Origin of the sequence: Massilimicrobiota sp. An105, assembly GCF_002161155.1 — a bacterium.
GTDB classification, from domain to species: domain Bacteria; phylum Bacillota_I; class Bacilli_A; order Erysipelotrichales; family Coprobacillaceae; genus Allocoprobacillus; species Allocoprobacillus merdigallinarum.
In genome coordinates this window covers 1-20,724 of the sequence record NZ_NFLY01000048.1, presented here as the reverse complement: position 1 = coordinate 20,724, position 20,724 = coordinate 1, and the positions used below count along the sequence as shown (strand labels likewise).

Annotated in this window: 19 protein-coding genes; 5 read left to right on the top strand and 14 right to left on the bottom strand. The window is 31.4% G+C overall.

The window, feature by feature from the left end; translation table 11 throughout:
• Window positions 1-177 precede the first annotated feature (177 nt).
• Window positions 178-1,206, top strand: coding sequence for a MerR family transcriptional regulator (locus B5E48_RS11525; protein ID WP_158097296.1), 1,029 nt, complete (start codon window positions 178-180; stop codon window positions 1,204-1,206).
• Between the two features lie 17 nt (window positions 1,207-1,223).
• Here the strand turns inward: B5E48_RS11525 and B5E48_RS13805 are convergent, their stop codons facing one another.
• Complete coding sequence (locus B5E48_RS13805) at window positions 1,224-1,718, bottom strand: hypothetical protein (RefSeq protein ID WP_206399249.1); 495 nt, start codon at window positions 1,716-1,718, stop codon at window positions 1,224-1,226.
• 108 nt (window positions 1,719-1,826) lie between these two features.
• Between B5E48_RS13805 and B5E48_RS11515 the strand changes: the two genes are divergently transcribed.
• From B5E48_RS11515 to brxF, 3 genes are all read left to right on the top strand, one after another.
• Window positions 1,827-2,642: a Cof-type HAD-IIB family hydrolase gene (locus B5E48_RS11515; protein WP_158097295.1), complete on the top strand. Its 816-nt coding sequence runs from the start codon at window positions 1,827-1,829 to the stop codon at window positions 2,640-2,642.
• 120 nt (window positions 2,643-2,762) lie between these two features.
• Complete coding sequence (locus B5E48_RS11510) at window positions 2,763-4,175, top strand: ROK family protein (RefSeq protein WP_087305142.1); 1,413 nt, start codon at window positions 2,763-2,765, stop codon at window positions 4,173-4,175.
• 98 nt (window positions 4,176-4,273) lie between these two features.
• A complete protein-coding gene (gene brxF / locus B5E48_RS11505) occupies window positions 4,274-4,702 on the top strand; it encodes a BREX-3 system P-loop-containing protein BrxF (protein ID WP_087244158.1) in 429 nt (142 codons plus the stop codon).
• Window positions 4,703-4,894: 192 nt separating this feature from the next.
• On the opposite strand, the gene B5E48_RS11500 is transcribed toward brxF, so the two are convergent.
• The 12 genes from B5E48_RS11500 to B5E48_RS11445 form a co-directional block, all read right to left on the bottom strand.
• Window positions 4,895-6,271 carry an IS4 family transposase gene (locus B5E48_RS11500; protein ID WP_087305140.1) on the bottom strand — a complete coding sequence of 459 codons (1,377 nt, stop codon included), beginning with the start codon at window positions 6,269-6,271 and terminating at the stop codon, window positions 4,895-4,897.
• Window positions 6,271-6,471, bottom strand: coding sequence for a hypothetical protein (locus B5E48_RS11495; RefSeq protein ID WP_087244157.1), 201 nt, complete (start codon window positions 6,469-6,471; stop codon window positions 6,271-6,273). The genes B5E48_RS11500 and B5E48_RS11495 overlap by 1 nt, the downstream gene beginning before the upstream one ends.
• Before the next feature lie 165 nt (window positions 6,472-6,636).
• On the bottom strand, window positions 6,637-8,328 hold the full coding sequence (locus B5E48_RS11490; protein ID WP_087305138.1) for a sensor histidine kinase: 1,692 nt from the start codon (window positions 8,326-8,328) through the stop codon (window positions 6,637-6,639).
• Complete coding sequence (locus tag B5E48_RS11485; protein WP_087305136.1) at window positions 8,321-9,010, bottom strand: response regulator transcription factor; 690 nt, start codon at window positions 9,008-9,010, stop codon at window positions 8,321-8,323. The genes B5E48_RS11490 and B5E48_RS11485 overlap by 8 nt, the downstream gene beginning before the upstream one ends.
• A gap of 11 nt (window positions 9,011-9,021) precedes the next feature.
• Complete coding sequence (gene phoU / locus B5E48_RS11480; RefSeq protein WP_087305134.1) at window positions 9,022-9,681, bottom strand: phosphate signaling complex protein PhoU; 660 nt, start codon at window positions 9,679-9,681, stop codon at window positions 9,022-9,024.
• A gap of 45 nt (window positions 9,682-9,726) precedes the next feature.
• Window positions 9,727-10,482 (bottom strand): phosphate ABC transporter ATP-binding protein PstB, encoded by a 756-nt coding sequence (gene pstB, locus B5E48_RS11475; RefSeq protein ID WP_087246003.1) that lies wholly within the window; start codon window positions 10,480-10,482, stop codon window positions 9,727-9,729.
• 14 nt (window positions 10,483-10,496) lie between these two features.
• Window positions 10,497-11,360 (bottom strand): phosphate ABC transporter permease PstA, encoded by an 864-nt coding sequence (gene pstA / locus B5E48_RS11470; RefSeq protein ID WP_087297715.1) that lies wholly within the window; start codon window positions 11,358-11,360, stop codon window positions 10,497-10,499.
• On the bottom strand, window positions 11,350-12,285 hold the full coding sequence (pstC, locus tag B5E48_RS11465) for a phosphate ABC transporter permease subunit PstC (RefSeq protein ID WP_087305132.1): 936 nt from the start codon (window positions 12,283-12,285) through the stop codon (window positions 11,350-11,352). Before pstC ends, pstA begins: the two co-directional genes overlap by 11 nt.
• Before the next feature lie 249 nt (window positions 12,286-12,534).
• Entirely contained in the window at window positions 12,535-13,380 is an 846-nt protein-coding gene (locus B5E48_RS11460) for a phosphate ABC transporter substrate-binding protein (protein ID WP_087305130.1), read from the bottom strand.
• Window positions 13,381-13,506: 126 nt separating this feature from the next.
• Complete coding sequence (locus B5E48_RS11455; protein ID WP_087305127.1) at window positions 13,507-15,159, bottom strand: FAD-dependent oxidoreductase; 1,653 nt, start codon at window positions 15,157-15,159, stop codon at window positions 13,507-13,509.
• A gap of 105 nt (window positions 15,160-15,264) precedes the next feature.
• Window positions 15,265-15,945, bottom strand: coding sequence for a fructose-6-phosphate aldolase (locus tag B5E48_RS11450; RefSeq protein WP_087305125.1), 681 nt, complete (start codon window positions 15,943-15,945; stop codon window positions 15,265-15,267).
• Window positions 15,946-15,955: 10 nt separating this feature from the next.
• Window positions 15,956-18,367 (bottom strand): glycyl radical protein, encoded by a 2,412-nt coding sequence (locus tag B5E48_RS11445; protein ID WP_087244872.1) that lies wholly within the window; start codon window positions 18,365-18,367, stop codon window positions 15,956-15,958.
• A gap of 180 nt (window positions 18,368-18,547) precedes the next feature.
• On the opposite strand from B5E48_RS11445, the gene B5E48_RS11440 reads away from it, so the two are divergent.
• The gene (locus B5E48_RS11440; protein WP_087305123.1) at window positions 18,548-19,444 is read left to right on the top strand and encodes a glycyl-radical enzyme activating protein; all 897 of its coding nucleotides are present in this window, start codon (window positions 18,548-18,550) and stop codon (window positions 19,442-19,444) included.
• A 17-nt stretch (window positions 19,445-19,461) separates the two neighbouring features.
• Here the strand turns inward: B5E48_RS11440 and B5E48_RS11435 are convergent, their stop codons facing one another.
• Window positions 19,462-20,208, bottom strand: a complete 747-nt coding sequence (locus B5E48_RS11435) for a DeoR/GlpR family DNA-binding transcription regulator (protein WP_087244907.1) — start codon at window positions 20,206-20,208, stop codon at window positions 19,462-19,464.
• Window positions 20,209-20,724 lie beyond the last annotated feature (516 nt).

The window sequence follows — 20,724 nt, the reverse complement described above, 5'->3', positions numbered from 1 at the left end:
ATTGAAAATTCTATCAATATAGCCAAAATATTCTTTTATATTTTAAAATTAAAAAGTCGATAGATGTCTTAATAGATTTCTATCGGCTTATAGCTTCTTAAATTGACGACATTGGATCATATATAACTCTTTTCAAATATAATCATAGACGCTTAAAGACGAAAGGACGATATGCATATGAAAATCAAAGAAGTCGAAAAATTATTACAAATCAATTCTCAAACAATACGCTATTATGAAAAATTAGGTTTTTTAAAGCCAAAAAGGGATGAAAATGGTTATAGAAATTATACACAGGAAGATGTCCAGATATTAAGAAAAATACATTTTTTAAGAGATTTAGATATTCCTCTAGAAATGATTCAAACAATTCTTCTAAATCCAGATCAATTTCAAAATATACTAAATAAACATTTAAAATTTTTACAAGCAAAGATTGAAAATCTAGAAGAAGTTCAACAGAAATGTTTTCATTTAAATCAAAAAAACATTCCCTTGTTAGATGCAATTATTGATGGAGAATTTCAAAATCAGCCTGCTCATTCACATGATGAAATTAAATCAATTATTCATAAAGCATCTGAATTTATAAAGCCCTACCCTGTTGTCACATTAGGAAGAAAAACAACCCCTTTTCAATTTCTAAAAGAAATCATATTCATATTTATTTCTACAACTTTGATCACTATGAGCTTTCTTTTATATTTTATCAATACTCATACAATGACTCATATACATTGGGGTTTATATTTATTGAGTGTTATCCTCCTGACAATTATTTTCATATTCATATTATTTCATGAAAAATACTATGAATTTGGAATTGTCGATTTCTATATATTTGACAGCTATAAAATGAAGGCAAAGAGTATAAAAGCAGTATTAGAAAACACAACCCATGAAATAGCCAGACATTATTTATACAAAGATATTTGCAATGTTAAAATCCATGTTGAAAAAAAGATTGGTGGCATTGGTTTTGGACCTGTGACATATTATAATATTATCTATCAATTTCATATGCGAGATGGGAATCATTTTCAAATAAATAGTTCCTTATATCAGGAAACATCGCAGGATAGAAAATCTGTTTATGAGATATTAGATTATCATCATGTTAAAATTATTGATGAACAGAATTTAAAACAGTTCTTTTTACAAAAAAATCTATCTATTTATGAATATTTAGAAAAAAGATGCACATGATTGCATCTTTTTGACTCTTATATATCTTCAAAATATTTTGTCATGACATCATCTTTGTATTTAAAAAAGTATTTTTCTACACCTTTTACGAAAAAGTCACGACGTTTCTCCACTTGCTGATCATCTTCCTCTTTCCATACCTTCGCTATAAGTTCATGATGACGATAAAATATCTGGCATAATTCCAACACTTGATATTGGGTATTATAAAGCTGATACAGTTCTATAATTCTTTGATCTAACAATTGATTATATTGTCCTTTTTTTGAAATACCTTGAATATGAAAAAGAGTATCCTGACATTGATGTTTTTGATAATAATGACATGGTTTACATATATCATCCCCTTCTATTGTCAGTTGGCAAAGTAAATAAGGATTTTTTATAATAGCATTAGCAATAGCATAAAAATCATGTCCCATCTTTTGGTCAGGAACAAATTCTTCAATTCCTGTACCATATAATTTAAAAATATCCATAAAATGATGGGGTTTTATGATAACTGTTTTCATATCAATCCCTCCTCTTTTTATTATCCATATTTTTCATGTCTATTTATTAATATTTTCTTAATTTTTTATGTTATAATGCTTATATATCAAATAAAGGGGAATCAATTCATGGCTATAAAAATGATTGCGGTAGATATGGATGGAACGTTTTTAGATGAAAATTCATCTTATAATCAAAAACGTTTTGATCACATTTATCAAATATTAAAAGATAGAGGCATTCGCTTTGTGGTAGCAAGTGGTAATCCATACAAGAAACTTCAAAACTGTTTTCCTCATATTCAAAATGAATTAACTTATATTGCTGAAAATGGAGGTTACATTATCAGTGAAGGTAAAGAGCTATATTTTGCACATATATCCTCTCAGGACAGTCAACTGATTATTGATACACTTCAAACAATGCCTGATGTTTTATGCTGGGTATGTACAAAAAATCAATCTTACACATTAGAATCATTACCTGAACATTATTATCAAATGTTTCTTCCCTATTTTCCTCATGTGAAAAAAGTTCAAAACTTTTCACTCATTAAAGAACCTATTGTGAAATTTGCGCTTTACTTACCTCAACAAAATACAACTCAACGTATTCATGATTTGACTCAAATTGCCAGTCAAGATATTAGAATTGTTGATAGCGGACATGCCTGTATTGATATTATTCCTCGTTTTGTCAGCAAAGGCATGGCAATTCAATTGTTAATGAAAGAGTTTCATATTTCACCTGATGAAGTTATGGCTTTTGGTGATGCTGACAATGATCGAGAGATGTTATCAACAGTCAAATATGGCTATGTGATGGCAAATGCAAAAGAAGAAATGAAAAAAGATTTTCAATGGGTGGCACCAGGATTTAATGATGAAGGTGTTTTAGAAGTCATTGATTATTATTTACAAAACAATTCATTCTTCAATTTATGATAGTTTTTTATCAAAAATATTGATAAATAGAACTTTTTTTAAAAAATTATTTTCTACTTTAGCAAAATATATGATTTTATCCATTTCTCCCTCTATAATAAAGATAAAGGGGGATTTTTTATGGATGAATTTTTAAGAGATATTCACACAATGCTTTTTAAGCAATGGATTTTAATTCAGGATCAAAGTCAATGTCAAATCTATCTTGATGATAAAAATGAAAATATCATAGATATTAAAACCAATTATAGTTTCAGTCAAGTTATTTTTAATCCCTTAAATATTATTGAATTAAGTGTTACCAATACAATGACTCAAAATATTGAGTTTTATCTTCATTTTCAAATGAAAACTATGAAACATGCTACTGAACTTTTTAATGAAATGATGAATAATATTCTACAATTGGTTGATAAACCAAAAATCAAAATATTATTAAGTTGTAGTGGTGGTTTAACAACGTCTTATTTTGCTTCTAAGCTCAATGAAGCAGCTCAAATTTTAGATTATCATTATGAGGTCAGAGCGATTGGATATACTGATTTATTTAATGTAGGCAATGAATATGATGTGATTTTATTAGCTCCACAAATCTCATTCATGCATGCAAAAGTACAGGAAATCTTAAAAGATAAAATTGTCTTAAAAGTACCTCCACAAGTTTTTGCCAAATATGATGTCGCCAAAACTTTACAACTTGTCAGACATGCCTTAGAACATCAAAAGTTACCTCATAATTCTAAAACTGAATCAACTATCAAACCATTACAAGTCATTCCACATCAAAATACAAAGATTCTTGTTTTGTCTCTATTTAGAAACAGTTTACGTGTTCACATTGCCTATCATCTCTATGATGAACAAAATCATATTATCAGCAGCAATGAAATTATTAAATTTAAAATCAGCATGGAAGACATTTATGATGTCATTGATACAATCTTATTACAATATCCACGTATTCAAATCATTGGCATTTCAACACCAGGTATTATCAATAATGGTTTTGTCGCTTCTACAAGTATCATAGGATTAAATAATTTTAACATGTATCAGCTACTCAAGGAGCGCTACCATCAACATATTGTCATTGATAATGATGTCAATACTGCCGCAGTCGGTTATTACGCTTCTCAACAACAATTTTCATCACTGATTTTCTTATTTCAGCCAAATAACCATTTTGGGGGAGCAGGAATTATTGTTAATGGACAACTTGTGAAAGGTCATGCGCATATTGCTGGAGAAGTGCAGTACTTACCACTCAATTATTCTGCCCCACCACAAACACTTGCCAAAACACCTGAAGGCGCTTTAGAGCTTGTATCTAAAACAATTGCAGCTTTATCTTCTGTGATTGGACCAGAAGCTATTATTCTTTCTTGCACTCTTATTCCTGATGTTGATGAGTTAAGAAAGATGATTGCTCAATATATACCTGAAAAGTATCTACCACGTATCATCAAAATAGAAAATATTCAAGAATATATTTTAATTGGTCAATTGATATTATGTTTACAAGAATATAAATAAAAGATAAAAAAAGCTTTTTTTACGATATACATAGAAAACGCTTACAGAAAATGCTATAATATTCTTAACAAATAAAAACAGAAAAGGAGATTATAGCAATGGATTTGAATAAAAAAATAGAAGACATCAGTCATGCAGAGTACAAACTTTTACTAATCATTGGACAGCCTGGAAGTGGAAAATCAAAAGTCATTCGTCAATATAGTGAAGAAACAGGTATTCCTATTCTTGATCTTGATAAAATTTTCTATCATACACCAAGTGAAAAACTTCTACCTGAGATGAAAAACTTTTTAACAACTTACCACCAAAAAGTTTTATTGTTAGATAATAAAAAAATTCTTTATGCAAAAAATAGTCAAATTGATTTATTAGCTTTCCTTAAAGAATTATCAAAAGATATTATTGTTGTTGCAACATGGAATGGAAAAATTGAAGATGGACAGCTCTTCCATTTTCGTAATGACACTTCAGAAGATCTTATTTATTCAACTGATAATAACGATTTTAAATATATCTTATGTTAAAAAGAAGCAGAATTTACTGCTCAATGTCGTCAATTTAATGACATTAAAATAGAGAGAATATTTGATCAAATTCAAAATTCTCCCTTTTTTTCTTTCTGTGCTAAAAAAGCACAAAAAGATACTGATCATTTTTAATGATTTTTTTAAGTTTTTAAGTTATAATTTTTTAGAAAATGATGTCTATACTACCGATTAGCATTTTATACGTAAATATCCCTTTTTCATTTTTCTAACTTTGGGATTTCGTTTGCCATCAACTCTATATTTGAGTGTTGTTGGTTTCTTGGTATAGACATTCCATCTTCCAAAGAGTCTATTGGGTCGAATAGGCTCTTTATTTTTTGAGGCTTTTCTTATTATTTTATTTATGAGTCTCCTGAATCCATCTTTCATGTTTAAGAGTTTTGCAAGATTAGCCCTTAATAATTGTATCAGGTTATTTATATTTGTCTGATAATTATATTTTTCAGTATGTGTGATAAGTTTATCTGATTCTTTTTTTATCATTGCAGCTAAATTATGAACTATAACCTGTGAATGTAATTCCTGCAGTATGAGTTCTGCTTTTTCGCTCGTTACTCTTTCCATCTCAATCTTATTTTTTAGGATATCATTTCCGGTTTCTGCTGACCATCGGTTTCCATAAAGCATTAGAATTTCTTTTGTTGACCATTCATTTTCATCAAGATTCGTGAAAATAATGATTTCTTCATCTTTTTCACTAACCTTTAATTGTCTTAATTCAGATTTCATAACTTTGATGACTCTTAATCTGAATTTCCTATGTCCTCTGGCATAATCCTTGACTTCCTCAACTTTAAAGCGATTAATCCATCTGTCATCCAAATCTATTTCAATCCAACCATCTCTTTCAATATTTTCTAGCTGTTTCTTATAAAAGTTTGGCTTTCCTCTGTAACAGAATTTATCGCCTTTCATATTATAATAAACAAAGATATCAGTTGATGGATAATTGCGGTCACCCATGTATATAACTTTCTGCTTTTCTAGAATATCATGAATATTATTCATTTGTTCATATGCCATGGGTATTTCAGAATCCTTATAAGATTTAATCAATACATCAATATATATACCATTGCATACATCTAAAAATCCAGATATTCTTGGAGAAGCTTTAAATAAATTGTTTCTATTGGGATCATTAACTCCAAAAACTCTAGCATTTTCTTCAGTGTAAGGTGCTTCTCCAACCGATCCATCTATAGCTACAACTGTATATCCTTTCAATGTTTCATAATCATTATTCTGATAATAGTGCTTACATAACTTTGAATTTATATATGGAAACACTTTATAATCCAGCTTTTTCTGTGCCTGAAATATCGCCTGCTTGGAAACTGACTTTTCCAACCCAAAAGATGAATAGTAATGATTGATTTCATTGGCAACTGTGTAACCTTGTCTAGATATGAGAAACTTGAGCAGTCCTGTAAGTCCCAATTTTGAATCTCTTGTAAAATATCTAGGATCTTTTCTAGCAATCTCAAAAATATCAGGATGAGACAAAAGAGCATCAAAATATTCAAATGTAGAATAGATAGACATTATTCTTCATCATCATACACAAGTCTAGGTTTCTTTTTAGCATACATGGCTTTAAGATAGGGAACCTGTTCTTCAGTAAGAAGACCAAAACTACGAATAGTGCGGTGCTTGATTTTATCACCATCACGATAAGACTCAACAAGAGAGCAGAAATAAGTTCCTTTTTTGCCTCTATTATTTTGAACAACCTTCACAAACATAAAACCACTCCTTTTCTATACTACAATTATATCATTAAATCATTGATATTTCACTAAATATGATATATCACTTCTATAATTACTTATGAATCTTAATAAACAAAAAAAGAAATCTGAATATGTCAGATTTCTAATTTAAATTTGTCGTTAAATTGACGACATTGACTAAGATTCAGTTCTTTTTTGTTGCGGTAAAACAATTTCAATCGTTGTTCCTATATTCAATTCACTCTTCAATGAAATCGTACCTTTATAATGCGATACTATATGTTTAACAATAGCCAAACCAAGTCCAGTTCCTCCGCGCTGTTTACTTCTTCCTTTATCCACACGATAAAATCTTTCAAACACACGTGCCTGATCTGCAAGTGGAATACCAATACCCGTATCTTTGACAACAATTTTCATACCATCGCCTTGCGCTTCAATATCCACAAAGACACTTCCATGATCTTTATTATACTTAATGGCATTTCCTATAATATTGTTTAATAATGTATAGATTTGTTGATGATTTCCTATGTACACCATATCTTCAAAAGAATATTCCATATGGATATCATGTTTCGCTATTTCTACTTCATAACTTTCTAAAACTTCGTCCACGATACTTCGCATTTTAATTGGCATCATTTCTGCTTCAATATCCATACTTTCTAATCTTGACAGCATCAATATATCATTAATCAATCGTGACATACTATCAACTTCTGTTTGAATCTTTTCTAACATAACTTGTTTTTGACTTTCATTTTGGACAACACCTTGAGCCAATAAATCACTATATCCCCTAATAGATGTCATTGGTGTTTTCAATTCATGAGAAACATTAGAGAAAAATTCACTACGCATTTTTTCTGCTTTTTTCGATGCCGTAATGTCCACGAAAAGCAAAGTTGTCCCAAAATCAACTCGTGAAATATAACAAGCATAAATATTATGATCTATTTTTAGCTCAACCTGTTGTTTTGTAATATTATTTTGTAAAGCTTGTATAATATCAGGAAAATAAAGATAATCTAAAATACGATCATGTACTTTCATATCTCCTAATATAGATATTGCCTTTTCATTAATACTTAAAATTTGATAGTCTTCATCCAATAAAACAAATCCCTCATTCATTTGTTTTAAAATTTCATCTATTTTAATACGTTCCAGTTTGACCTGACGCATAGATTTACGTAATCGATGTGATAAATTATAAATCGTGTCTACAATCACATTAAATTCCTGATAATCATAATCCTTCAAATCAACTCTAAAATCTTTACTCATATGATCAAGACTTTCACTAATTTCAATAATAGGTTTAGAGATTGTCACTGCCAGCTTACGTGATAGTATAAACGCAATTAAAAACGAAATAATACTGCTTACTGCAAAAGCTGGAATTAACGAACCTAAATAATCAGTAATACCGTGATAAGGAATAGCCAGTCTAATTATATAGTCTTCATGATTATATAAAGCTACATAAAGTGTATCCTCACCTGTTGTTTCAGATTTTCTTTGAGCATATCCTTCACTGGATTTTAAAGCTTCCTGAATTTCCTCACGATTCAAATGATTTTCAGATATAGAATCTTTTGCCGTATCAGCAACAACATTACCTTCAAGATCTATCACACTAATACGTGTATCATCACTATATGCCAAGGGATTTAACTTTTCAATTTGTCCATCAAGCGGATGCTGATAATCCAAGGCATAATCAATCAGTTTTAAAGAATACAGCATATCGTGTTCAGTTGTATCTAAAATGCTATTAGATAACAGCGCTCCAGAAATCACACAACTGCTTAATAATGCAACAACCAGAATCACAATAAAATAACGGAGGATAGATTTAGTCATACTTATCCTCCTCTTTTTCTACAAAACGATAACCCACCGAACGAATTGTTTTAATATATTTTTCTCCATCATCATTTAACTTCTTACGAAGTGAACGAATATGAACATCTAATGCTCTTGATTCCCCAATAAAATCATATCCCCAAATATTATTTAATAATTCATCTCTTTCGACAACACGATCTTTATTTTCTATTAAATAAACAAGCAATTGATATTCTTTATGTGTTAAATCCATAGTTTCTTGATGATGTTTTACCACATGTGTTGACTTGTCAATAAATAAGGATGGTGTTCTTAAAACTTTTGATTTAGGATGAACTCTTCTTAATAATGTACGAACGCGAGCACAAAGCTCCAATACACCAAATGGCTTTGTCATATAATCATCACTACCACTATCTAAGCCATGAATCTTATCAATTTCACTATCTTTGGCACTTAAAATCAAGATAGGCATTTCTGTATTTGTTTCTCTAACCTTTTTGACAGCAGAAATCCCATCCATCTGTGGCAACATCACATCAAAAATAGCTAAATCTGGTGCCTCTCTTTTTATTTCTATTATAGCATCAATAGCATTATCAAATAGTGTAACCTGATAACCATTAGATTCAAGAGATAGTTTAACTATCTCCTGAATATTTTCATCATCCTCTATGACAAAAATACGTTCGTTCATTGTTAACCCTCCTAAATCAATCTTTGATCATTCACTGAACCAGTTTGATTAAATTCTAACCATTCACAGATATTGACTGCATGATCTCCAACTTTTTCTAAGTATTTCGCAATCATTAAGAAATCAATACAGTAATCAATTCTTTCGCTGTTTTCTTTAATAATTTCTGCAACTTCCTGTTTCACTTCTTCAAATAAAGCATCAATTTCATCATCCATGCTTTTCACTAAACGTGCAGTAGATAAATCTTTTTTAATAAATGAATCTATAGATTCATGAACCATAATTTTAGCTTTTTTAGCCATTGTTGGAATATGCTCAACTGTCTTATAAGCATGTTCACCTTCAAAATTCATGATAATTTCTGCAATATCAGCAGCCTGATCCCCAATTCTTTCCAAATCAGTAACAATTTTTAAAGCTGTTGTTACATTTCTTAAATCAGTTGCGATAGGTTGTTGACGTAAAATCAAATTAAATGCTCTTGATTCAACAGTTCTTTCCATATCATTAATTAAACGATCATTTGTAATAATCTCTTTTGCAAGAGCTTTATCCTGATGTTTAAAAGCATCAATCATATTTTCAATAGCAACTTCTACAAGATGCCCCATTTTTGTTAAATCAACATTTAACTTTTCTAATTCTTCGTCAAATAGTTTTCTCATCATTTTACATACCTCCATTATATTTGTTTTTCATGCAAAACACAACTCTTAACCAAAACGACCAGTAATATAATCTTCTGTACGTTTATCTTTAGGCATTGAGAAAATGTCTTTTGTTTCACCATATTCTACCATTTCTCCAACCAAGAAGAAAGCCGTATAATCAGCAATACGTGATGCCTGCTGCATATTATGTGTGACAATTGCAATTGTATATTTATCCTTTAATTCCATTAATAACTCTTCAATTTTTAATGTAGAAATAGGATCCAAGGCACTTGTTGGTTCATCCAATAAAATGATTTCTGGTTCTACTGCTAAACATCTTGCAATACATAAACGCTGTTGTTGTCCACCAGATAAACCAAGTGCTGATGTATGCAAACGATCTGCAACTTCATCATATAAAGCTGCTGCTTTTAAACTTTTTTCAACAATTTCATCTAATTTCTTTTTATTTTTAATACCATGAATTCTTGGTCCATAAGCAATATTATCATAAATACTCATTGGAAATGGATTAGGTTGCTGAAAAACCATCCCTACTTTTTTACGTAACACTGTTGTATCAACACGTGGATCATAAATATTTTCTCCATCTAATGTAATTTCACCATCAATTTTGACATTATTTACATAATCATTCATTCTATTTAAAGTCTTAAGAAATGTAGATTTCCCACATCCTGAAGGACCAATAAATGCTGTGATTTTATTTTCTACAATATCTAAATTCACATCTTTCAATGCATGTTTTTCTCCATAATGAAGATTTAAATTTTTAGAACTAATTTTTACACTCATTTTTTTAACCTTCCTTAATCAATTTTATTGACATCAAATCTTTTAGAAATCCATTTTGCTAAGAAATTCAATACTAACACAACAACAATTAAAATTAATGCAATGACAAAGGCAACCTCATAATTCGCTTTTGCCATTTCTAGATAAAGTTGAATTGTTAAAGTTCCACCACTTGAGAATAAGTGTTCAAATAACCCTCTAGGTAATGTTGCTAAACTTCCTGCAGTGAATAGTAATGCAGCTGATTCAGCAACAATTCTTCCCATTGCCAAAATGATACCTGTTAAAATTCCAGGAATCGCACTTGGTAATAAAACTGTACGAATCATATACCATTTTGTCGCTCCAATTCCTAGTGCTGCTTCACGATAACTTTTTGGTACTGCCTGCAAGGCAACCTGTGTATTTCTAGAAATGATTGGTAAAATCATAATAGCTAATGTTAAGGCTCCTGTTAAAATAGAATACCCTAATTTTAATAAATTTCCAAAAAACAACATACCGAATAAACCATAAATAATAGATGGAATACCAGCTAAAACTTCAGTTGTAAATGAAATGATTTCAACAAATTTCTTATTTGTTGCATATTCATTTAAGTAGATTGCTCCCCCAATACTAATAGGACCAGCGATCAATAATGTCACAACAATCATATAAACTGTATTAATAATATTAGGTAAAATCCCTACTGTATCCTTTAATACACTTGTTGTATTGACAAGATATCCAAAATTGAAGCTTGGAATACCTCTTATTAATATATAACCAATAATAACGATCAATAGACCAACAGAAATGAAAGTGGATAATTGAATAAGAAAACTTAAGACTTTATCACTTAATCTACTTTTTTTATCAAAAATACTATTTTCCATCTTCTCCACCTCGTTTTAAAATAAATGTTAATATCAAGTTAATTGCTAAAATAAAGATAAATAATACCAAACCAATTGTAAATAATACTTCACGATGTGTTCCTGAAGCATATCCCATTTCAGAAACGATACCAGTTGTTAAGAAACGAACTGAATTGAATGGTAATGGGAAATTGACTGAGTTCCCTGCCACAAGCAAGATAGCCATGGCTTCACCAATCGCACGACCAACTCCTAAAACAACCGCTGACATAATCCCATTTTTAGCAGCTGGTAAAACAACTTTAAAAATTGTCTGCATTTGACTTGCACCTAGCGCCAAAGAACTTTTACGATAATCATCTGGTACTGATTTTAATGATGTTTCCGTAATATTAATTAACGTTGGTAAAATCATAATGGCCAAAACCAAAATAGCTGAAATCAAATTGGCTCCACCTGTAAACTGATGTGTTTTTGACCCAGCAAAAATAGCCAGCTCCAATTGATACATTAATGGATTGATAATTAATATTCCTAAAAGTCCATAGACGACTGATGGAATCCCTGCTAACAATTCAACTGCTGATTTTACAATATTTCTCACTTTTGGATTAGCAATTTCAGCTAAGTTGACAGCTGTTAAAATTCCAATAGGAACTCCTATCAAAATCGCAAAGATTACCCCAACAATTGATGTTAAGATTATATTAAGAATTCCATAATGTGGATCAGCCGCAGTTGGTGCCCATACATTGCTGAATAAAATTTCAGTTAATCCAACTTTAAAAATAGCTGGCGTTCCTGAAACAAACATATACGCTGTAATCCCAACAACAGCTACAATAGAAACAACAGCACAACAAGTAAAAATAATAGACGCTATTTTTTCTACCATTGATTTTGTTTTTCTATTTGCAATAATAGATATCATCTTCTTTTCCATATTTAACCCCTTCTTTTATATATAGCTCCACAAATCAATGCTAGTTTATATCTTTTCATGTAAAAGAAATAGCAATATTTTGTATAAAAAATGTTAAGATTATGTAAAATGTTTAAATTTCTTTGTATTTAATCCATGATTTTCGATGTTTTTTTACATTTATTTCTTTACTTTTTCTTTACAAACAGTATAACTTTAAAATTTATTTTTATACAAAAAAAGAGGCATAATCCTATGCCCCTTAAAAGACTATTTTGCTGAAACTAAACCAACAGATGAGATAACTTCTTGTCCTGCATCACTATTAATGAATTCAAATACAGCTTGAACTTGTGCTGATTGTTCACTGATTTCACCTTTAGTTGCCATAACGAATGGTCTTTGTAAAGTATATGAACCGTCTTTTACTGTTTCTTCACTTGGTGCAACACCATCTAATTGTAATGCTTTAACTTTATCATTTAATGCATCTAATGAAATATATCCAATTGCTCCTGGTGTAGATTGTACAGCTGCAGCAACTGCTCCAGTTTCATTTAATGTTTGAGCTAATTGACATTGATCAGCGATATCTAAGATTTCTTCGAATGCATCTCTTGTTCCTGAACCACTTTCACGTCCAATAACAACGATATTTTGGTCAGCTCCACCAACTTCGCTCCAGTTAGTAATTTTTCCAGTGTAAATATCTTTTAATTGTTGAGTTGTTAAATTTGTAGCTGTGTTCGCTGTATCAGTAACAACTGCGATACCATCTAAAGCAACAATGTTTTCTACTAAACCACCTGCTTTTTCTTCATCAGTTAAAGCTCTTGATACATCTCCAATATCAGCAGTTCCGTTTGTTACTGCTTCAATCCCAGCACTTGAACCTGTAAATTGTGGTTCTAATTGTAAATTTGGATAAGTTTCTACAATACCTTCTTTTAATCCATTAACAAGTTTTTCCATTGATGTTGAACCATTTAAAGCAACAGTTCCACTCACATCTCCACTTCCTGAAGCAGCCGCATCGCTACCTCCATCATTATTTCCGCATCCTACCAAGCTAAAGCTTAATACACATGCTAATAATAAAGCTCCGAATTTTTTCATATTTTAACCCTTCCTTTTTATCATTTATCATTCGTCTTTATTGACAAACATAGTGTATATCTTTTTAAATGGTGGAAAAATCATATTTTTGTATAAAATTTGTTAAGATTATGTAAAAGCACATGATTATTGGAAGCAATAATCCAAATAAAATCCTAAGCCTCCGCTTAACACATAAACTTTCTGATATCCTCTTTGCATCAGAATTCTAGCACAATTATAAGCTCTGACTCCAACTGCACAATATATCACAACGGTCTGTTTTGGATCTATTTCCTGATAACGATGAATCAATTCACCGTATGGAATATGATAAGATCCTTCAATATATCCAGCTTTTCTTTCATCGTTTTCTCTGACATCCAATGTGATGACATGATCTTTGATTTGTTGATATTCATCAGGCAGCATCAACTGTATATAACCATTTTGCATATTCTCAGCGACATATCCTACCATATTGATTGCATCCTTAGCCGAAGCAAACGGTGGAGCATAAGCGATATGAAGATCTTTTAAATCCGTTACTTTCCCATGATAATGAATAGCTGTGGAAATCACATCAATACGTTTATCAACACCTTCATAACCTATAACCTGTGCTCCTAATATGTTCTGTTCAAGGTCATAGATCACCTTTATTGTCAGTGGCTTGGCTCCAGGATAGTATCCCGCATGGGATTTTTGTTGGATAATAACCACTTCATAATCTTGATGTCTATGTAAATCTTGAGCCTGTAATTGTTTTTCATTGAAGCCGGTGCTTGCTGCGGCCATTTCAAAAACTTTAATAATACTACTTCCTAATGATCCTAGATATTTTTGAGGATGTCCTGCTAGATTATCTGCCAGAATTCGCCCTTCTTTGTTAGCCGGACCTGCCAAAGGTATCATTGTTTTTTGATGATGAATATAATGTTCAACTTCAATCACATCTCCAACTGCATAGATATCTGGAATATTTGTTTTTAAATATTCATCTACAACAATACCACCTCTTGCATTACAGTCAATTCCAGCTTTTTTAGCTATTTCACTTTGTGGCTTTACACCGACTGAAAGAATGACCAAATCATAACTTTTTGTAAAAGAGTTCGTTTTGACTTGTATTTTGGATTGATGATCTTCAAAAGCTAATAATTCTGTATTCAAATATAAATGAATACCTTTTCGATTTAAATATTTATGTATGGGCTGAACCATCTCAAAATCTAAATTATTTAAGATTTGTGGTCCTTTTTCTATAACATCAACATCTACATTCAATTCTTTTAAATTTTCAGCTGTTTCAATCCCTACAAAACCTCCACCGATAATACATGCTGTATGCATATTTTCCAGTTCCACTTTTTGGCGTATTTTTTCAAAATCATCAATTGTCCATAATTGTTGAATATCAGGATGATCAATTCCAGGAATCGGCAATCGAATAGGCGATGATCCTGTCGCAATAACCAGCTGATCATAATTTTCTTCATAAGTTTCTCCTGTCATATGATTATAAACGGAGATACTCTTGTTTTCAGGATGAATCGCTGTGACTTCACTCGCCACTCTGACATCAATCTGAAAACGATCATAAAATAATTGTGGTGTCATCAACAGTAAATCATCTTTACCTTGAATTTCACCAGATACATAATAAGGCAATCCACAATTGGCATAAGACACATAATTTCCCTTTTCAAAAACAATCATTTCTACATCTTTATTTAATCTTCTCAGTCTGGCAGCTGTTGTGGCTCCAGCAGCTACACCTCCAATAATTAAAACTTTCATTATCTTCACCTTCCTATTTTTATTGTAAAGAACTTTTGATATAAAGTAAAATAACGTGCATTAAAAAAGGCATTTTATGAGTTTTTCATAAAATACCTGATGACTCTATAAATCACATATTCCTTTACCTTCACCATACATGCTATACCAGTCGGCATTGAAATCATCTACTGCTTTTTCTATGCTTGGATTCTTGAAAATCTGTTTCAAGATCTCTACTGGTGCTGTAATGGACTGCGCTCCATAATTGAAGGCTTCTCTAATCTGTTGCACTCCCTTGAATGATGCTGCAACTATCTTTGTATCATATCCATCCATGACAATACGATTTGATAATTCATTGATGAGCTCCATTGGATCTGCTCCTAGATTCCCAATTCTATTGACATATGGTGCAATATAGTCTGCCCCTGCTGCCAGTGCCATATAAGCCTGCATCAAATCATAGACAGCTGTCGCTGTGACATGAATGTTTTCTTCCTTCAACATCTTAATCGCTTTGATTCCTTCATAAGATATGGGTACTTTGATATAGACCTGTCTGTCTATTTCTTCAAGAATTCTATGTGCTTCCTTGACCATGCTTTGACAATCCTTAGAAATCACCTGAATATGAAGGCTTCTATCCTTTCCAATAATATCTCTGATTGCTCGCATATGTGCAAAGAAATCCTCTGGGCTTGTCTTCTTGACAATAGAAGGATTGCTTGTAACACCTACGATAGGCATATAAGCAACAGCTTCCTTAATTTCTTCTAAATCAACTGTATCAATAATAAATTCCATAATCTTCTCCCTATAAACTTTGTTCTGTTCTTCCAATAATATCATCTTGTGTTGCTTTTGATAACACATTAAAGAAAGCTGAATATCCTGCCACTCGCACAATTAAATCCTTATGCTTTTCTGGATGTTTTTGAGCATCAATTAAAGTTTCTTTAGACACAACATTATATTGAACATGATATCCTTCCAATCTATTAAAGAATGTTTTCATCAACATTTCCAGTTTCTGTTTATTTTCTTCTGTTGATAACATCTGTGGTGTTACTTTCTGATTCAATAAAACACCACCCGTAATTTCATGAGTTGGTAATTTAGACACAGATTTAAAGACCGCTGTTGGACCACTTTTATCACAACTATGCGCTGGTGAACATCCTTCTGCCAATGGTGTATGAGCATGTCTGCCATCTGGTGTTGCCATCGTTCCAAATCCCTGCCCTACATTAGCGGAAATAGAGGATGTTCCAGCATAACGAATACCTCCAATTGGCCCTCTACCATAACGCGTATTTGGATACTTTTTCATTTCATCAATATAAGATGCATAGGCATCAACGACCAACTGATCCACTTCATCATTATCATTACCATATTTAGGCGCTTCTTCAATCAACATTCTTTGAATTCTTTGACTTTCTTCACTTTGAAAATCATCAACTAAAGCATCCCATAATTGTTGTTGAGTGATTTTCTTTTCATCAAAGACAAGTTTCTTAATTGCTGCCAGACTATCAGCCATATTCGCAATACCTACCTGCAATCCTGAAATGAAATCATAGACAGCTCCACCTTCTTTAATTGTCTTTCCACGACCAATACAATCTTCAGTAAGGGCTGAACATAAAACATCAGGAACATCTTTTTCAGAAGCTAAATCAATTGCATTTTCAACAATCACACTCATACGTGTTAATTCTCTGACTACCTGATCCCATGCTTGCATCAATTCTTCATAAGATTTCATTTCTGTAAAATAACCACATTCTTTTACAAAACGTTTTCCAGAAGTCATATCCACCCCATTATTCATCGCAATTAATAAAATTCTTGGGAAATTCATATAACTCATACCTGTACAACGATAACCCCATTTTCCTGGCACTGCTGTTTCCACGCAACCAATTGCAGAATAGTTATAAGCATCTTCTTCTTTGACACCTTTTTCAATAAATGAAGGAATAATCACTTCATCATTATTAAAGGCTGGCATACCAGTTCCTAATTTCATCACTTCAATAGCTTCATCAAAAAATTCCTGATTGATATGAGCATGGTATCTCACCGTTAAGTTTGGCTGAGGCAATCTTGTTTGTGCCACTGACTTCAAAACTAAGAAAGATAATTGATTCACGGCATCTTTTTTATCTGTTGTCTGTCCTCCAATTGTCACATTTTGATACATTGGGCTTCCAGCACTTGAAAATGTATGAGCCTGACTACGGACTTTATTGATTGTGAGAGTTTTAATCCATAAATTTGTTAGTAATTCAACTGCTTCATCTTCTGTGATGATATTGTTATCTAAATCATGTTTTAAATAAGGATACATATATTGATCAAAGCGACCATATGATAATGAATGTCCATTAGATTCAATCTGTAAAATCAATTGAATAAACCATACTGATTGAATCGCTTCATGAAATGTTTGAGCTGGCTGATAAGGCACTTTGTCACAAATACGACTGATTTCCAATAATTCTTCTTTTCTTTTTCCTGTTTCTTTTTCAGCTTTTTCTTTTGCTAGAACACTAAAACGCTTTGCAAATGTTTTGACTGCTTCAATAACAATCAATACTGCATTATAAAATTGATATTTATTAAGATTTTCAGGAACACATAAATCCAAATGATTTTTGATATCTAAAACTCTGTCTTCATATCCCTTTAAACCGATTTCTAAGACTTTTTGATATTCAACAGCCAAATGAGCATCTCCTGAATTCAGTTTCCCTTCCATACCAAAAAATCCTGTTTCCATAAAAACACTGACTTCTTCAGGAAGTAAAGCTTCACCTTTAGCTCTTAGATTATTATTTTCCCAAAATGGCGCAATAGAGCGTAAAGCTTCTTTTGTTTCTTCTGTAATATAAAAGACATCTCCATCACGTTTTTCAAATGTATCTAATTCATCCATAACAAACTTCATTGTATACTCAGGAAAGATCGGTGCATCTTTATTTGATGAAGCCTGATTTCCTACAATTAAAGTTTCATCTTCAATATAAATAGACATTTTTTCCAATATATTTTTTAACATATAGGCACGTTTCATGACAGGTGTCTGATTCTTATATTTCTCATAAGCTTCTGTCACAAGCAATGCACGCTGAGCATCAATATAAGGTTTCTTATCCAATACAGCTTCTCTAAAATGATTCATACGTGGTGTTAAATCACCAAAATGTTCAACATTCTTCATTTTTCTTCTCCTTTTTATTTCATTTGAAAGTTTTATGTGTTTCATTTTCAAATATATCTTACCATATATCTAATTAAAGTCAATATTTATTTGAACAAAAACATATTATATTTCATTTGAAAGTTATTTATTTACTATTTAAAACATTTGTGATAACATATAGTCAAAAGGAGAATGACTATGACAAAAGGTATCATTTTTAATATTCAAAAATTTAGTATTCATGATGGCCCTGGTATCCGTACAACAGTCTTTTTAAAAGGTTGTCCATTAAGATGTGAGTGGTGTTCTAATCCGGAATCACAAAATGAAAATATACAGATTCTATGTCATCACGACACATGTTTACATTGTTGCCATTGTGTAAAAACTTGTCCTCAACAAGCAATCTCATTTCAGGATGGATATATCCATGTTCATTTTGATCAATGCATTGGTTGTTTACAATGCATTCAGCAATGTCCTTCACATTCTTTATCATGTGAAGGAGAGTATCAGGACATTGATGAAATTGTTCGTATCTGCAAACAGGATCTTCCTTTTTATGAAGAATCTCAAGGGGGTGTGACGATTTCTGGTGGTGAAGGTATGGGACAACCCCAATTCGTTGAAGCACTCATTCAGGCATTAAAAAAAGAACATATCCATACTGCAATTGAAACGACAGGATATGTTCCAGAAGAAACATTTCAACATTTAGCCACACAGTTTGACCTTTTATTATTTGATGTCAAGCACTACGACAGTCAACAACATTTCTTAAAAACTGGCGTTCATAATGAACTGATTATAAAAAACTTAACCTGGGCTTTTCAACAAGGTATAGACATATTACCACGTATCCCTGTCATTCCTGATTTCAATTATTCTTTAGAAGATGCAAGAGGACTTGCTGGAATGTTACATAAGATTGGATTAAAACGTGTGCAACTCTTGCCTTTCCATCAATTTGGTGAAAAAAAATATGACATGTTGAATAAAGAATATACCTATAAAAATCAAAAAGCCCTCCATAATGAGGACTTAAAAGATTATCAGCAAATTTTTATTGATGAAGGTTTAGATTGTTTTATTTAGGAGCATTGCTCCTTTTATTATACCTTTTTGACAATTACATTTTGACTTTGTAAATATTCTTCACTTTCTTGAGGAATCATTCCATCTGTAACAACACAATAGACATCTTGTGTGGGCAATAAATTAACCAAACCTACTTGTTGAAACTTAGAAGACTCTGTCACAACAATCACATGAGCAGCCTGACGAGCCATATCTCGCACTGTTTCACTACGCATATAATCATTTCCAGTAAATCCCGTATTTTTTGAAAAACCATCTGTACCAATAAAAAACTTATCAACAAAGAACGCTTCAACGCAACGTCTTGTCATTGGACCTACAACAACCTGTGCTTCTTTTTGATATTCTCCGCCAAGTAAAATCAGCTTGACTTGAGAATATTGACGAATGTAATCAGCAATAAAAGAAGAATTCGTAATAATTGTAACATCTTTTTTTGTTGAAGCAATCTCTTGAGCTAGTAAGGCACAACAGGAACCAGATTCAATCATAATTGTTTCACCATCTTCAATCATCTGACAAGCTGATTTGGCTAATTGTTGTTTAATATCATAATGATAGGCTAATCTATTATTCATATCATCCTGTCCATTCAGCGTCGCAAAGCCATGTTCTCTAACAATCAATCCTTTTTTCTCTAGCATATCCAAATCTTTACGTATTGTCACTTGTGACACACCAAGATTTTGAGATAATTCTGTAACATCAACTTTATTCTTTTCAGTTAATAACTCCAATATTTTTGTATGACGCAATTCCATTTTCTTCATATTCATCACCTTAACATTTAGATTATCACATTCAACTTTCAAACGCAACTTTATATACCAAAGAAAAAAAGTAATCCGAAGATTACTTTTCATCATACACAAAATGTGTCTGTTAAAGGATAGAATATATCATAGTTACAAGTATGTCTAGATCTAATCTGGCTTTTTAATCTAAAATGACGATGAATAGGAGTATGAGGGCAACTATTTCTATCATTCATATCCTCTTTTATTCTTTATATATCTTTACACGCTTAGATATATCGGTTAGGATTTGCTAACTTTTAGATATTATTAATAGTTAGCTTTAACTAACTCTATAATCAGTATACTATATATAATAAATTTGTCAATAGTTTTTATGATTTTTTAATCAATAAATTCATTGTTCGTAAATTGAAAAACTAAATTCCATCCCTAAATCAATTTATATGGAATTTAATTTTACAAATCCAATGATAGAATTTAATTCTGCAAACTTTTATAATAATAGTGGGTATTCCTTCT